The organism is Streptomyces sp. WY228 (genome assembly GCF_019287315.1).
Classification (GTDB): domain Bacteria; phylum Actinomycetota; class Actinomycetes; order Streptomycetales; family Streptomycetaceae; genus Streptomyces; species Streptomyces caviscabies.
Window position 1 is genome coordinate 6320361 of sequence record NZ_CP079114.1, and the last position, 14935, is coordinate 6335295.

14 protein-coding genes and 1 riboswitch are annotated in these 14935 nt (G+C 71.0%); of the genes, 7 read left to right on the forward strand and 7 right to left on the reverse strand.

What is annotated here, in order from left to right:
* Positions 1-31 precede the first annotated feature (31 nt).
* Positions 32-148, forward strand: a riboswitch (TPP riboswitch).
* An 81-nt stretch (positions 149-229) separates the two neighbouring features.
* The 4 genes from KV381_RS27785 (at position 230) to KV381_RS27800 (ending at position 4631) form a co-directional block, all read left to right on the forward strand.
* Positions 230-1324: a thiamine ABC transporter substrate binding subunit gene (locus tag KV381_RS27785; protein WP_030085150.1), complete on the forward strand. Its 1095-nt coding sequence runs from the start codon at positions 230-232 to the stop codon at positions 1322-1324.
* Between the two features lie 80 nt (positions 1325-1404).
* A complete protein-coding gene (locus KV381_RS27790) occupies positions 1405-3030 on the forward strand; it encodes an iron ABC transporter permease (protein ID WP_218787312.1) in 1626 nt (541 codons plus the stop codon).
* Between the two features lie 5 nt (positions 3031-3035).
* Positions 3036-4067 carry an ABC transporter ATP-binding protein gene (locus tag KV381_RS27795; RefSeq protein ID WP_030085154.1) on the forward strand — a complete coding sequence of 344 codons (1032 nt, stop codon included), beginning with the start codon at positions 3036-3038 and terminating at the stop codon, positions 4065-4067.
* Between the two features lie 108 nt (positions 4068-4175).
* The gene (locus KV381_RS27800) at positions 4176-4631 is read left to right on the forward strand and encodes an SRPBCC domain-containing protein (RefSeq protein WP_218786628.1); all 456 of its coding nucleotides are present in this window, start codon (positions 4176-4178) and stop codon (positions 4629-4631) included.
* Between the two features lie 9 nt (positions 4632-4640).
* Here the strand turns inward: KV381_RS27800 and KV381_RS27805 are convergent, their stop codons facing one another.
* The 4 genes from KV381_RS27805 to KV381_RS27820 form a co-directional block, all read right to left on the reverse strand.
* A complete protein-coding gene (locus tag KV381_RS27805; protein ID WP_218786629.1) occupies positions 4641-5798 on the reverse strand; it encodes a hypothetical protein in 1158 nt (385 codons plus the stop codon).
* Positions 5780-6517 (reverse strand): ABC transporter ATP-binding protein, encoded by a 738-nt coding sequence (locus KV381_RS27810; protein ID WP_218786630.1) that lies wholly within the window; start codon positions 6515-6517, stop codon positions 5780-5782. Before KV381_RS27810 ends, KV381_RS27805 begins: the two co-directional genes overlap by 19 nt.
* Positions 6518-6733: 216 nt before the next feature.
* Positions 6734-8113, reverse strand: coding sequence for an aspartate aminotransferase family protein (locus KV381_RS27815; protein ID WP_030629567.1), 1380 nt, complete (start codon positions 8111-8113; stop codon positions 6734-6736).
* Complete coding sequence (locus tag KV381_RS27820) at positions 8098-8589, reverse strand: Lrp/AsnC family transcriptional regulator (protein ID WP_030085164.1); 492 nt, start codon at positions 8587-8589, stop codon at positions 8098-8100. Before KV381_RS27820 ends, KV381_RS27815 begins: the two co-directional genes overlap by 16 nt.
* A gap of 177 nt (positions 8590-8766) precedes the next feature.
* On the opposite strand from KV381_RS27820, the gene KV381_RS27825 reads away from it, so the two are divergent.
* The 3 genes from KV381_RS27825 to KV381_RS27835 all read left to right on the forward strand — a co-directional run bounded on the left by KV381_RS27825 (position 8767) and on the right by KV381_RS27835 (position 12136).
* On the forward strand, positions 8767-10206 hold the full coding sequence (locus KV381_RS27825) for a gamma-aminobutyraldehyde dehydrogenase (protein WP_030085166.1): 1440 nt from the start codon (positions 8767-8769) through the stop codon (positions 10204-10206).
* A 166-nt stretch (positions 10207-10372) separates the two neighbouring features.
* A complete protein-coding gene (locus KV381_RS27830; protein ID WP_030085168.1) occupies positions 10373-11536 on the forward strand; it encodes a spermidine/putrescine ABC transporter substrate-binding protein in 1164 nt (387 codons plus the stop codon).
* A 54-nt stretch (positions 11537-11590) separates the two neighbouring features.
* Complete coding sequence (locus tag KV381_RS27835; RefSeq protein WP_030085170.1) at positions 11591-12136, forward strand: hypothetical protein; 546 nt, start codon at positions 11591-11593, stop codon at positions 12134-12136.
* Between the two features lie 24 nt (positions 12137-12160).
* Here KV381_RS27835 and KV381_RS27840 read toward each other — a convergent pair whose 3' ends face one another.
* The 3 genes from KV381_RS27840 to KV381_RS27850 form a co-directional block, all read right to left on the reverse strand.
* Positions 12161-12958 carry an SAM-dependent methyltransferase gene (locus KV381_RS27840; protein ID WP_030085172.1) on the reverse strand — a complete coding sequence of 266 codons (798 nt, stop codon included), beginning with the start codon at positions 12956-12958 and terminating at the stop codon, positions 12161-12163.
* 111 nt (positions 12959-13069) lie between these two features.
* Positions 13070-13783, reverse strand: a complete 714-nt coding sequence (locus KV381_RS27845; protein WP_103536702.1) for a glycerophosphodiester phosphodiesterase — start codon at positions 13781-13783, stop codon at positions 13070-13072.
* Positions 13784-13805: 22 nt separating this feature from the next.
* On the reverse strand, positions 13806-14840 hold the full coding sequence (locus tag KV381_RS27850; protein ID WP_098024449.1) for an adenosine deaminase: 1035 nt from the start codon (positions 14838-14840) through the stop codon (positions 13806-13808).
* Positions 14841-14935 lie beyond the last annotated feature (95 nt).

A 14935-nucleotide genomic window follows, 5' to 3' on the forward strand; every position in this document is an offset into this window, starting at 1 on the left:
GCCGGTGTAGCCTGGGCCCGAAATCAACTTCATATTCCGACAGGGGAGCGCCACAGCGCTGAGAGTGCGGCACCAAGGACAGGTTGGCCGCAGACCCTCTGAACCTCGCCCGGGTCATTCCGGGTAGGAAGTTCGGACCTTACTCAAGCTGTTGCGCCCTGCCCGCTTCCGGTTCGCCGGACAGCGGGCGGGGCCGCGTCTCTTCCTGGTCACCTCCAGGAGGAATCAGATGAACACCACCACGAAGTACGCGGCGACCGCGCTCGCCGCCGCCCTCGGCGTCACCCTGCTCGCGGGCTGCGGCGACGACGGCTCGGCGGGCTCCGGCGCCTCCAAGGGCAGCGGCTCCAAGACCGTCACCCTGGTCAGCCACGACTCCTTCAACGTCTCGGAGGACGTGCTGAAGGCGTTCACGAAGGAGACCGGCTACACGGTCAAGACCCTCAAGAGCGGCGACGCCGGGGCCGCGCTCAACCAGGAGATCCTGACCAAGGGCTCCCCGCGCGGCGACGTCTTCTTCGGCGTCGACAACACCCTGCTCTCCCGCGCCCTCGACAACGGCCTGTTCACCGCGTACGAGGCCAAGGGCCTGGACCGCGTCGCGGCGGACACGCAGACGGACGAGAAGCACCGGGTCACGCCCGTCGACACCGGCGACATCTGCGTGAACTACGACAAGAAGTACTTCGCCGACAAGAAGCTCGCGCCGCCGAAGACCTTCGCGGACCTGATCAAGCCCGCGTACAAGGACCTCCTCGTCACCGAGAACGCCGCCAGTTCCTCGCCCGGTCTCGGCTTCCTCCTCGGCACCATCGCCGCCGAGGGCGAGGACGGCTACGAGGCGTACTGGAAGAAGCTCAAGGCCAACGGCGTCAAGGTCGTCGACGGCTGGGAGCAGGCGTACAACGAGGAGTTCTCCGGCTCCGCGGGCGGCAAGAAGGCCAAGGCCGACCGGCCGCTCGTCGTCTCCTACGCCTCCAGCCCGCCCGTCGAGGTGCTCTACGCCGACCCGCAGCCGAAGGAGGCCCCCACCGGGGTCGCCACCGGCACCTGCTTCCGGCAGACCGAGTACGCCGGGCTGCTGACCGGGGCGAAGAACGAGGCGGGCGGCAAGGCGCTGCTGGACTTCATGATCAGCAAGACGTTCCAGGAGGACATGCCGCTCACCATGTTCGTGAACCCGGTCGTGAAGGACGCGAAGCTGCCGGAGCTGTTCACGCAGCACGGCGAGAGCGTCGAGACGCCTCCCACCGTCGCGCCCGAGAAGATCACCGCCAACCGTGAGCAGTGGATCCAGTCGTGGCAGTCGCTGGTCCTGAAGTAGGGCCCGAGGAGCGCACCGCCCGGCCCGCGCCGTCCGTCCGGGGGGCCGGGCGGCGCGGGGCCGCGGTGCGGCTCGGCCTGATGGCCGTGCCCGTCGCGTTCTTCGCGGTGTTCTTCGCCTACCCCGTGACCGCGATCGTCGGCCGCGGCCTCAAGGCGGGCGGCGACTGGCAGTTCGGGCGGATCGGTGACGTGCTGAGCCGCCCGGACATCCTCGACGTCCTCTGGTTCACCACCTGGCAGGCCCTCGCCTCGACCGCGCTCACCCTGCTGATCGCGCTGCCCGGGGCGTATGTCTTCGCGCGCTTCGACTTCCCGGGCAAGCAGGTGCTGCGCGCGGTCGTCACCGTGCCGTTCGTGCTGCCGACCGTCGTCGTCGGCACCGCGTTCCTGGCGCTGCTCGGACGCGGCGGGCTCCTCGACGAGCTGTGGGGCGTCCGTCTCGACACCACCGTGTGGGCGATCCTGCTGGCCCATGTCTTCTTCAACTACGCCGTGGTCGTCAGGACGGTGGGCGGGCTCTGGTCCCAGCTGGACCCGCGTCAGGAGGAGGCCGCCCGGGTGCTGGGCGCCGGACGGTTCGCCGCGTTCCGCCGGGTGACGCTGCCCGCGCTCGCCCCGGCCGTGGCCGCCGCCGCGCTGATGGTCTTCCTCTTCACGTTCACCTCCTTCGGCGTCGTACAGATCCTCGGCGGACCGGCGTACTCCACCCTGGAGGTGGAGATCTACCGGCAGACCGCGCAACTGCTGGACCTGCCGACGGCCGCCGTGCTGACCCTGGTGCAGTTCGCCGCGGTCGGCGGAATCCTCGCCGTGCACGCCGCGACCGTACGCCGCCGGGAGCGGGCGCTGAAGCTGGTCGATCCGGCGCAGACCTCGCGGAGGCCGCGTGGCGCGGGCCAGTGGGCATTGCTCGGCGGCGTTCTGCTCACCGCCCTGCTGCTGATCCTGCTGCCGCTCGGCGTGCTGGTGGAGCGCTCCTTCGACGGAGCGGGCGGAGCCGGCGGTTACGGCTTCGGCTACTACCGGGCCCTCCAGTCGGCCGGGGCGGGCGGCTCCTCCACCTTCCTGGTGCCGCCGCTGGAGGCCGTCGGCAACTCCCTGCGGTACGCGCTCGTCGCGACGCTCATCGCCCTCGTCGTCGGCGGGCTCGCCGCGGCGGCCCTGACCCGGCGGGCCGGGCGGCTGGTCCGCGGCTTCGACGCGCTGCTGATGCTGCCGCTCGGGGTCTCCGCCGTCACCGTCGGCTTCGGCTTCCTGATCACCCTGGACCAACCCCCGCTCGACCTGCGGACCTCCTGGATCCTGGTCCCGCTGGCCCAGGCGCTGGTCGGCGTCCCCTTCGTCGTACGGACCATGCTGCCGGTGCTGCGCGCGGTCGACGAGCGGCTGCGGGAGGCCGCCGCCGTGCTCGGGGCCTCGCCGCTGCGGGCCTGGCGGGAGGTCGATCTGCCGCTGGTGCGACGGGCCGTGCTGGTCGCCGCGGGCTTCGCCTTCGCCGTCTCCCTCGGGGAGTTCGGCGCGACGGTCTTCATCGCCCGGCCCGACAACCCGACCCTGCCGGTGGCCGTGGCCCGGCTGCTGGGCCGGTCGGGGGAGCTCAACTACGGGCAGGCGATGGCCCTGAGCACGATTCTGATGCTCGTGTGCGCGGTGTCGCTGCTGCTCCTGGAGCGTATCCGCACCGACCGATCCGGGGAGTTCTGAACGACATGCTGAGCTTGCAGGCCGCCACCGTACGGTTCGGGAAGCGGGCCGCGCTCGACGCGGTCGACCTGGAGGTCGCCGACCACCGGATCGTCTGCGTGCTGGGGCCCAGCGGCAGCGGGAAGTCCACCCTGCTGCGGGCCGTCGCCGGACTCCAGCCCATGGACGGCGGCCGGGTGCTGCTGGCCGGCCAGGACCAGGCGGGCGTCCCGGTGCACCGGCGCGGCCTCGGCCTGATGTTCCAGGACCACCAGCTCTTCCCGCACCGGGACGTCGGCGCCAACGTGGCCTTCGGGCTGCGGATGCACGGGGTCGGGCGGGCCGAGACGGACGCCCGGGTCCGTGAACTGCTGGAGCTGGTCGGCCTGCCGGGCGCGGAACGCCGCGCGGTCGCCGCCCTCTCCGGCGGCGAACAGCAGCGCGTCGCCCTGGCCCGCGCGCTCGCCCCGCGCCCGAAACTCCTGATGCTGGACGAGCCGCTCGGTCAGCTCGACCGGAGCCTGCGCGAACGGCTCGTCGTCGAACTGCGCACGCTCTTCCAGGAGTTGGGGACGACCGTGCTGGCCGTGACGCACGACCAGGGCGAGGCGTTCGCGCTCGCCGACCGGGTCGTCGTGATGCGGGACGGCCGGATCGCACAGGAGGGCAGCCCGCTGGACGTCTGGCAGCGCCCCGCCTCCGCCTTCGTCGCCCGCTTCCTCGGCTTCGACAACGTCACCGCGGCCACGGTCACCGGACAGGCCGCCGCCACCGCCTGGGGCAAGGTCCCGGTGCCCGAGGGCTCCCCGCAGGGCGAGGTCGATCTGCTGGTCCGCCCCGCCGGAGTCCGGTTCGGCGCCCCCGAGGACGGCCTGCGCTGCGCGGTCGGCGTCCGCACCTTCCGCGGGAACCACGTGACCGTACGGCTGCTGCCCGAGAACGCGCCGGTGCTGGAGGCCGAGTGCGCCCTGCGGGACACCCCGGACGAGGGCGCGGTCGTGGGCGTCCGCTTCGACGCGGCGGAGACGGTGGTGCTGGCGGACCCCGGTCGCTCCTGAGCGTGGCGTGGCAGGCGGGCGACGGGCCGGGCAAGCTGGAGGCGGACCATCCCGCGGCCGGCCGTCCGGGCTCCGTGGGGACGGCAGGATCGGACAAGGACCGTGATCATGACCGGTGGCAACCGCGAGGGCATCGACTTCACCCGCGTCCTCGACGCCCCGCAGCAGCGGGTCTTCGCCGCCTGGACCTCGCCGGAGGACTTCGCCGCCTGGTACGGGGGCGAGGCGGACGTTCCGCTGGACCGGGTGGCGATGGACGTACGGCCCGGCGGCTCATGGAGCCTGGTCATCGTGATGCCGGGCGTCGAGATGCCCTTCCACGGGGTCTACCGCGAGGTGAGCGAGCCCGACGGGCTCGTCTTCACGCTGAAGGACCGCTCCGCCCCCGAGGACGCCGAGGGCGAGACCGTGACGGTCACCTTCAGCGATCTCGGGGGCGGCCGGACCGAGCTGGCCTTCCAGCAGCGCGGCGGCAACCTCACCCCCGAGCAGTACGCGGCGGCCGAGGACGGCTGGGAGGCGTTCTTCGACGCTCTCGCCGCCCGCCTCGCCGCCCACCCCTGACGACAGGCCCTAGGTCAGCGGAAGCGCCGCGAGCTGGGCGATCACCCAGGTCAGCGGGGCGAACAGGGCCAGCAGCGCGCCCGCGCGCAGTGCCGTCGCCCTGCGCAGCGTCGCGGCCGGGGCGCCCATCCTGAGCAGCGCCTCGACGGTGTGGGCGCGGGCGTGCTTGGCCTCCAGCGCCGAGGTCAGCAGCGTCGCCGTCGTACAGCCGAGGACCAGCACCGCGCCGAGTGCGGTGAGCGGGCCGTACGGGCGCTCGTCGCCCCCGTACAGCGCCGAAGCGGCGATCGCCGCGGACACCACCGCGCAGACGACCCCGAGCGGGCGGCCGATCCGGCGCGCCTCGTCCATCAGGACCCGCCCGGCGAGCAGCCGTACGGCCCCGGGGCGTACCGCCTGAAGCGCCCGCCCGCACAGATACGTCAGGCTCGGGCCCGCCATCGCCAGGCCGACCGCCGTGAGCGTCCACCCGATCAGCACCGCCACCGGGGTGGCGTCGAACCGGCCGGGCAGCGGGAACGCGTTGCCGGTGGCCCCCCGGGACGCGTACGCCTCCACCGCGAGCCCGGCGGCCGTCAGCGCCACGCCCCAGGGCAGCCCGGCCGGAGCCGGTGCGGGCTCCGGCAGCTCCTCCGAGCCGAAGGTGTCCCGTGCCGGGTCGGGCCGCGACCGCAGCGCCAGCGCACTCGCCGTCGACGCGGCCACCGGCACGAGGGCCAGCAGCACCAGGGCGGCGGCCAGCGGCAGCGGGCTGCCCGCGCCGAGGAACTCCGCCGCACCGCCGTCGAACGGCATCCCGGTCAGATCGCCGCGCAGATGCAGGAAGAAGAGCAGCGCCACCATGGAGCCGAGGGTGGTCGATACGGCCGTGGAGACCGCGGCCAGCGCGGAGAGCCGGACCGGGCCGAGGCCCACGGAGGAGAGACCCGGCCGGGGCCGGGTGCTCGGGTCGGTGCGGGCGACCGCCACGGCGAACTGCACGGTGGCGGCCAGCGGGACGAAGCACCACAGCAGCCGCAGCACCGAACCCGCGGAGGCCGGGTGCGCGGCGGCGTACCCGAGGGCGCACAGGAGGAGGAATCCGACGCCGGCCGAGGCGGCGGCCACCAGCAGCCGCCGGACCAGGACGAGGGGATGGGAACCGCGGGCTAGACGGAGAGCGAGCACGCCGCGCGGCCCTCCGCTTCCGGTTCCGGGGGCAGGGTGACGGTGGCGACGCGACGGCCGTCCAGCAGCGCCACGGACCGGTCGGCGAGGGCGGCGACCTCCGCGTCGTGCGTGGCCAGCACGACGGTGATGCCGTGCGAGCGGGCCGCCGTGGTGAACGTGCGCAGCACCTGGGCGCGGTCCGCGCGGTGCAGGGTCGCGGTGGGCTCGTCCGCGAAGATCACGGTCGGTGTGCCGCACAGGGCGCGGGCCACCGAGACCCGCTGGCGCTGCGCCTGGAGCAGGGCGTGCGGCCGCTTCTTGGCGAAGGCGGCGATGTCCAGGCGCTCCAGCCACTCGGTGGCGGCCTTGCGGGCCGCCCGGTGCGAGACGCCGCGCAGCAGCAGGGGCAGCGCGGTGTTCTCCCAGACGGTCAGCTCCGGGACCAGCTCGGGATCGGAGGCGATCCAGCCGAAGCGCTCCCGGCGCAGCTGTTCGCGGACCCGGGGGGCCATGGTGTGGACGGGGACGCTGTTGAACCAGACCTCGCCCTGCTGGGGCACCAGCCGGCCCGAGAGACAGTGCAGCAGGGTGGTCTTCCCGCTGCCGCGCGGGCCGGTCACGGCGAGGATCTCCGCGTCCCGGACGCCGATGGAGACACCGCCGAGACCGGGCGATCCGTTGTGGGAGTGGTGCAGGGAACGCGCCCAGATCACGTCGTTGTCCGGCGGGGCCACCATGGCGTACACCTCGGTTCAGGTCAGATTTCCCGTTCCCCCGTACGGGGGAACGAAGACGCGGCCGATCGGTCACTGGGCACCGTAGATAGTCGGACCGGTGTGAGCGCACAGCACGCGGCCCGGATACGTCCCTTCTCACTCGAAGGGGCGTATCCGGGCCGGTGAACCGTATGAAATGACCGCCGGACGGCGATCGGCCGGGGGGCCTGGTGACGGTCAGAGCTTCGACCAGGCCTCCGTGAGGACGGTCCGCAGGATGCCCTCGATCTCGTCGAACGTCGACTGGTCGGAGATCAGCGGCGGGGCGAGCTGGACGACCGGGTCGCCGCGGTCGTCGGCCCGGCAGTACAGGCCGTTCTCGTACAGCGCCTTGGAGAGGAAGCCGTACAGGACGCGCTCGGTCTCCTCGTCGGTGAACGTCTCCTTGGTGGCCTTGTCCTTCACCAGCTCGATGCCGTAGAAGTACCCGTTGCCGCGGACGTCGCCGACGATCGGCAGGTCGTGCAGCTTCTGCAGCGTGGTGAGGAAGGCGTTCTCGTTGTCGAGGACGTGCTGGGTGAGGTTCTCGCGCTCGAAGATGTCGAGGTTGGCGAGGCCGACCGCGGCGGAGACCGGGTGGCCGCCGAAGGTGTAGCCGTGCAGGAAGGTGTTGCCGCCCTGGTAGAACGGCTCGGCGATGCGGTCCGAGACGATGCAGGCGCCGATCGGGGAGTAGCCCGAGGTCATGCCCTTGGCGCAGGTGATCATGTCCGGCACGTAGCCGAACTTGTCGCAGGCGAAGATCGTGCCGAGCCGGCCGAAGGCGCAGATGACCTCGTCGGAGACGAGCAGTACGTCGTACTGGTCGCAGATCTCGCGGACCCGCTGGAAGTAGCCGGGCGGCGGGGGGAAGCAGCCGCCCGCGTTCTGCACGGGCTCCAGGAAGACGGCCGCGACGGTCTCGGGGCCCTCGAAGAGGATCTCCTGCTCGATCTGGTCGGCGGCCCAGCGGCCGAAGGCCTCCGGGTCGTCGCCGAAGAGCGGGGCGCGGTAGATGTTGGTGTTCGGCACCTTGTGCGCGCCGGGGACCAGCGGCTCGAAGGGGGCCTTCAGGGCCGGGAGGCCGGTGATGGACAGCGCGCCCTGCGGGGTGCCGTGGTAGGCGACGGCACGCGAGATGACCTTGTACTTGGTCGGCTGGCCCTTGAGCTTGAAGTACTGCTTGGCCAGCTTCCAGGCGGTCTCGACGGCCTCGCCGCCACCGGTGGTGAAGAAGACCTTGTTGAGGTCGCCCGGGGCGTAGTCGGCGAGCCGCTCGGCCAGCTCGACGGCCTTCGGGTGGGCGTAGGACCACACCGGGAAGAAGGCCAGCTCCTGGGCCTGCTTGTACGCCGTCTCGGCGAGCTCGTGACGACCGTGACCGGCGTTGACCACGAACAGGCCGGAGAGACCGTCCAGGTAGCGCTTGCCCTTGTCGTCGAAGATGTACGTTCCCTCGCCACGCACGATGGTGGGAACGGGCGCGTTCTCGTAGTCCGACATGCGGGTGAAGTGCATCCACAGGTGGTCGTACGCGGTTCGGCTGAGGTCCTTGCTCACGGCTATCGGGTTCCCCACATATAGGTCTGCTTCTTGAGCTTGAGGTAAACAAAGCTCTCGGTGGAGCGCACGCCGGGAAGGGTCCGGATGCGTTTGTTGATCGTCTCCAGCAGGTGGTCGTCGTCCTCGCAGACGATCTCCACCATCAGGTCGAAGGAGCCCGCGGTCATGACCACGTACTCGCACTCGGCCATGGCCGACAGGGCTTCGGCCACCGGGTCGAGGTCGCCCTCGACATTGATGCCGACCATCGCCTGCCGCCGGAAGCCCACGGTGAGCGGGTCGGTGACGGCGACGATCTGCATCACGCCCTGGTCGAGCAGCTTCTGGACGCGCTGGCGCACCGCCGCTTCGGAGAGGCCGACGGCCTTGCCGATCGCGGCGTACGGACGCCGTCCGTCCTCCTGGAGCTGCTCGATGATTGCGAGGGAGACGGCATCGACCGCTGCCGGTGATCCGTTCCCTGTCCTGGAGTCTGCGCTGCGACTGGCCACGGACCCACCATGCACCGCTCCTCGTCTGTCTCGCAACCCCAGATCGATGAAATTCGTTGAAGAGATGCTCGAAACCGACTGAATCCGAAGTTGGGGGCGGTTGGGTATGTCGAAAGCGTCGCCGAACCGATTAGGGTGGATGTCTCACCCATCGGACAGCCGACAGGAGGGGTGGTTGTGACCACCGAGGTGCGCCGTCTGCGCAACTACATCAACGGAGAGTTCCGGGACGCCGCGGACGGGCGGACCATCGATGTGGTCAGCCCGGTGACGGAAGAGGTCTACGCAACCTCGCCGCTCTCCGGCCAGGCCGACGTCGATGCCGCCATGGAGGCCGCAGCGGCGGCCTTCCCCGCCTGGCGCGACACCACGCCCGCCGAGCGCCAGAAGGCCCTGCTGAAGATCGCGGACGCCTTCGAGGAGCGGGCCGAGGACCTGATCGCCGCCGAGTCGGAGAACACCGGCAAGCCGCTGGGTCTCACCCGCAGTGAAGAGATCCCGCCGATGGTGGACCAGATCCGCTTCTTCGCGGGGGCCGCCCGCCTCCTCGAAGGCCGCTCGGCCGGCGAGTACATGGAGGGCCTGACCTCCATCATCCGCCGCGAGCCGGTCGGCGTCTGTGCCCAGGTCGCGCCGTGGAACTACCCGATGATGATGGCCGTGTGGAAGTTCGCCCCGGCGCTCGCCGCGGGCAACACGGTCGTCATCAAGCCGTCCGACACCACCCCGGCGTCGACGGTCCTCATGGCCGAGATCATCGGGCAGATCCTGCCCAAGGGCGTCTTCAACGTCCTGTGCGGCGACCGGGACACCGGCCGCGCCATGGTCGAGCACCCGACCCCGGCGATGGCCTCCATCACCGGTTCGGTCCGGGCCGGCATGCAGGTCGCCGAGTCCGCCGCCAAGGACGTCAAGCGCGTCCACCTGGAGCTCGGCGGCAAGGCGCCCGTCGTGGTCTTCGAGGACGCCGACATCGCCAAGACGGTCTCGGGCGTCTCCGAGGCGGGCTTCTTCAACGCGGGCCAGGACTGTACGGCCGCCACCCGCGTCCTGGTCCACGAGTCGATCCACGACGAGTTCGTCACCGCGCTCGCCAAGGCCGCCGCCGACACGAAGACCGGGCAGCCGGACGACGAGGACGTGGCGTACGGCCCGCTCAACAACGCCAACCAGCTGAAGCAGGTCAGCGGCTTCATCGAGCGGCTCCCCGCCCACGCCAAGGTCGAGGCGGGCGGCCACCGGGTCGGCGACAAGGGCTACTTCTACGCCCCCACCGTCGTCTCCGGCCTCAAGCAGGACGACGAGATCATCCAGAACGAGGTCTTCGGCCCCGTCATCACCGTCCAGTCCTTCACCGACGAGGACCAGGCCGTCGCCTACGCCAACGGCGTCGAGTACGCGCTCGCCTCCTCGGTCTGGACGCAGAACCACTCCCGCGCCATGCGGATGTCCAAGAACCTCGACTTCGGCTGCGTGTGGATCAACACCCACATCCCGCTGGTCGCCGAGATGCCGCACGGCGGGTTCAAGAAGTCCGGCTACGGCAAGGACCTCTCCGCGTACGGCTTCGAGGACTACACCCGCATCAAGCACGTCATGACGTCCATCGAGGACTGATCTCGCCATCGCCGTCGCGTCGTACGGCCCCGGGCTCCGGCCCGGGGCCGTACGCGTGTCTGGACAAGGTGTGCGGGGCGGGCCCGCCCCGCTGGACGCTTGGTCCATTGCCCGCGCGAGCGCCGACCGGCATTCTGCGCGGGTGCGAGCGATCAGGAAGAACCCCATGTCCCGCCGTTCCCTGCTGCGCGCCCTCGGGGCGGGAGCGGCCGGCGCCACCCTGGCCGGCTGCGGGGTGCCCGCGGCCTTCGTCGAGCCGGGGGACCGGGCCGGACACGACAGTTCGGCCACCGACCACACGCTCCACTTCGCCAACTGGCCGCTCTACATCGACACCGACGACGACAACGAGTCGAAGCGGCCCACCCTGGAAGCCTTCTCGAAGCGGACCGGGATCTCCGTGACGTACACCGAGGAGATCAACGACAACGACGAGTTCTTCGGGAAGATCAGCCCCGCCCTGATGAACCACCAGCAGACAGGCCGGGACCTGATCGTCATCAGCGACTGGATGGCCGCCCGCTTCGTCCGGCTCGGCTGGGTCCAGGAGATGGACCGGGCGAAGCAGCCCAATGTCGCCAAGTACCTGGATCCGCAGCTGCGTTCGCCCGCGTTCGACGAGGGCCGCCGCCACAGCGTCCCCTGGCAGTCCGGCATCACCGGCATCGCGTACAACCGCAAGAAGCTCGGCCGCGAGATCCGGTCCACGGGCGACCTGTGGGCGGACGACCTGCGCGGCCGGGTCACCCTGCTCTCCGGGCTCGACGAGTCGTTCGCGCTGCTGATGCAGGGCAACGGCGTCGACATCACCCGCTGGACGGCCGACGACTTCCACGAGATCTGCGAGCAGACCGAGAAGCGCGTCCGCTCGAAGCACATCCGCCGCTTCACCGGCAACGACTACATCAAGGACCTCGCCACCGGCGATGTGCTCGCCTGCCAGGCCTACTCCGGCGACGTCATCCAACTCCAGGCCGACAACCCCGACATCGAGTTCGTCGTTCCCGAGGAGGGCGCCGAACTCTGGGCCGAGTCCCTGATGATCCCCAACCTCGCCCGCCACAAGCGCAACGCCGAGCGGCTGATCGACCACTACTACGACCCCGAGGTCGCCGCCGAACTCGCCGCCTGGGTCAACTACGTCTGCCCGGTGCCCGCCGCCCGTGACGTCCTGGCCTCCTCCAAGGACGAGGAGACGGCCGCGCTCGCCGAGGATCCGCTGATCTTCCCCGACGACGCGATGCGCGAACGGCTCGCCATCGCCCGCGACATCACCTCCGACGAACGGATGGACTTCGCCAAGAAGTGGAACGGGATCGTTGGCTTGTGAAGCGGTAACAGGGGTGGCGTAAAGGGGCGGTAAACACGGGCGTACGCTGCGGATATGAGCGAGCGACAAGCCCTCACACGGGGGATACGCAGGTGGCTGGTCTTCTTCATCGTCTGTCTGGTGCTGAGCGGGCTCACGGCCTTCCCGCTCGTCACCGAACTCCGCTGGACGGAGGACCTGCTGAGCGCCTCCGCCTCCCCGGTCCCCGAGCACTTCCCCGGGCTGATGGAGTGGATCACCCGGGTCCGTGAAGGGCTCGACACCATCGACCGCGAGCAGCCCTTCATGCTGTACGGCACCGACTGGCTCGCCTTCGCCCACCTGGTCATCGCGGTCGCCTTCTACGGCCCCTACCGTGACCCGGTCCGCAACATCTGGGTCATCGAGTTCGGCATGATCGCCTGCGCCGGGATCATCCCGCTCGCCCTGATCTGCGGCCCGATCCGCGGTATCCCGTTCTGGTGGAGCGTGATCGACATGTCCTTCGGGGTCTTCGGCGTCATCCCGCTGCTGGTCGTCCGCCGCATGATCAAGCGGCTCGAGGTGCTGGAGCGGGCGGCGACCGCCGCGAACCCGCCGGCTGTTCCGGCGAGCGCCTGAGCCCTCCCGGTGGCCGCCCGAGCTTCAGGGCTTCCGGGCCACCGCACCGAACTGAGCGACCTCCGGCTCCCGCGGGTTCGTCCGCCAGCGGGAGCAGGAGACGATGCCCGGCTCCAGGATCTCCAGACCGTCCAGGAACGAGGCGAACTCCTCGCGGCTGCGGGCGGTGATGGGCGGGGTGGCGTTCTCGTTCCAGAAGCGCATCGCCGCCTCGTTGCCCTCGCCGCCCAGCTCCAGCGTCGGGTGGGTCAGCACCAGGTGGCTGCCCGACGGCACGGCCGCCATCAGGGTCCGCACGATCGAGCGGGCCTCGTCCGTGTCCAGCACGAAGTTCAGGATGCCGAGCATCATCACCGCGACCGGCCGGCCCAGGTCCAGGGTGGGCTCGGCGGCCCGCAGGATCTGCTCCGGGCGGCGCGCGTCCGCGTCGATGTACTCGGTCGCGCCCTCCAGCGAACTGGTCAGCAGCGCCCGGGCGTGGGCCAGCACGATCGGGTCGTTGTCCACGTACACGATGCGCGCGTGCGGCGCGGTGTGCTGGGCGATCTCATGGGTGTTGTTCCCGGTCGGCAGCCCGGTGCCGACGTCGAGGAACTGGTCGATGCCCGCGTCGCCCGCCAGCTGCCGCACCACCCGGCCGAGGAACGCCCGGTCCGCGCGGGCCACTTCACCGATGCTCGGGTACATCCCGGTGACCCGGTCGCCCACCGCCCGGTCCACCGGGTAGTTGTCCTTGCCGCCCAGCCAGTAGTTCCACACCCGCGCGTTGTGCGCGACGTCGGAACGTATCCGGGCGGTGGCGGTCTGCGGGCGGGGGTCCATGACGTCTGGCTCCTCGGTGACGGAGGGGCCCGCGTGCCGCGTGGGGCGGTGCGGCGGCGGGCGGTGCGGGCTCTCGCGTGGTCGTGCGGGCTCTCCATCATGCCGGACCGATCAAGAGCCCCCGCGCCCGGGCGAGTTGGCGAGCAGCTGGTGGAGCGTGTCGATCCGGTTGGTGGTGATCGAGTCGACGCCGCGCTCGATCAGCCGACGCATCGTGCGCTTGGTGTCGGCCGTCCACGCGGAGACGAGCAGCCCGTCCCGGTGTGCCCGGTCCGTCAGTTCCCGGCTGACCAGGCCGAAGCGGTAGTTCAGCCAGCGCGGCTTCACCGCGGCCAGCAGCTCCGGACGCGGCGGGGCCAGCGTGGTCCAGGTCAGGGCGATCTCGGCGGACGGGTCGGCGGCACGCACCCGCAGCATCGCGTCCGCGCTCGCGCAGTAGTAGGCCCGGTCGCCCGCCCCGCACTCACGGACGGTCCCCACGATCTTCTTCACCGAGGCGTCCGTGGAGCCGGGCAGGTCCACCATCACCCGGTGCGCTCCGACGGCGAGCAGCGCCTCGCGGAGCGTGGGCACCCCGCCGCCGGTCAGCTCCTTCAGCTCCGCGTGGTCGATCCTCTCCAGTCGCCGGTCGTGGCCCCACAGCCGCTCCAGCGTCGCGTCGTGCAGCAGGACGGGCACCCCGTCGCGGGTCACCCGTACGTCGATCTCGACCGCGTCCGCCCCCCGTTCGAGGGCGGAGCGGATCGAGGGCAGGGTGTTCTCGCGGGCGAGATACGGGTCGCCGCGATGTCCCACGGCGGTGACGCTGGTGACGGAGTTGGCCATGGGTCCATTGTCGACGACCGGGTCAGCGGCCGGGGGTCCGGAGCCAGTTCGCCGTGTACGTGTCGATCTCCTCGGCCAGCTTCCGCTTGCCCGCCGGGTCGAGGAACGAGGCCTCCACGGCGTTCTTCGCGAGGTCCGCAATGCCGCGCTCGTCCAGCTCCAGCAGCCGGGCGGCCACCGCGTACTCGTTGTTGAGGTCGGTGCCGAACATCGGCGGGTCGTCGCTGTTGACGGTCACCAGCACACCCGCCTGGACCATCTCGCGGATCGGATGACGCTCGATGTCGGTGACCGCGCGGGTGGCGATGTTCGACGTCGGGCAGACCTCCAGGGCGATACGGTGCTCGGCCAGGTGCTCCAGCAGCTTCGGGTCCTGCACGGAGCTGGTGCCGTGCCCGATGCGCTCGGCGCGCAGTGCGGTCAGCGCGTCCCAGATCGTCTGCGGCCCGGTGGTCTCCCCGGCGTGCGGCACCGAGTGCAGGCCCTCGGCGATGGCCCGGTCGAAGTAGGGCTTGAACTGCGGGCGGTCCACCCCGATCTCGGGCCCGCCGAGACCGAAGGAGACGAGCCCGTCGGGCCGCCGCTCCACCGCGAGCCGGGCGGTCTCCTCGGCCGCGTGGAGCCCGGCCTCGCCCGGAATGTCGAAGCACCAGCGCAGGACGACGCCCAGCTCGGCCTCGGCCGCCTTGCGGGCGTCCTCTATGGCCTCCATGAACCCGACCTCGGGGATGTTCCGCTTGGTCGAGCTGTACGGGGTCACCGTCAGCTCGGCGTACCGGATGTTCTGCCGGGCCATGTCCCGCGCCACCTCGAAGGTGAGCAGCCGGACGTCCTCGGGGGTGCGGACCAGGTCCACCACCGACAGGTAGACGTCGATGAAGTGCGCGAAGTCGGTGAAGGTGAAGTAGTCGGCCAGCGCCTCCGGGTCCGTGGGGACCTTGGAGTCCGGGTGGCGGGCGGCCAGCTCCGCGACGATCCGGGGCGAGGCCGACCCGACATGGTGGACATGGAGCTCGGCCTTGGGCAGCCCGGCGATGAAGGGATGCGGATCGGTCATCGGAAATCTCCCGGTTCGGCGTGACGTCGGCCGGGCGTACCGGCCGCACCGATCATCGTAGGCGGGGTCCGGGGCCGTCGGGCCTGGCCGTAGCA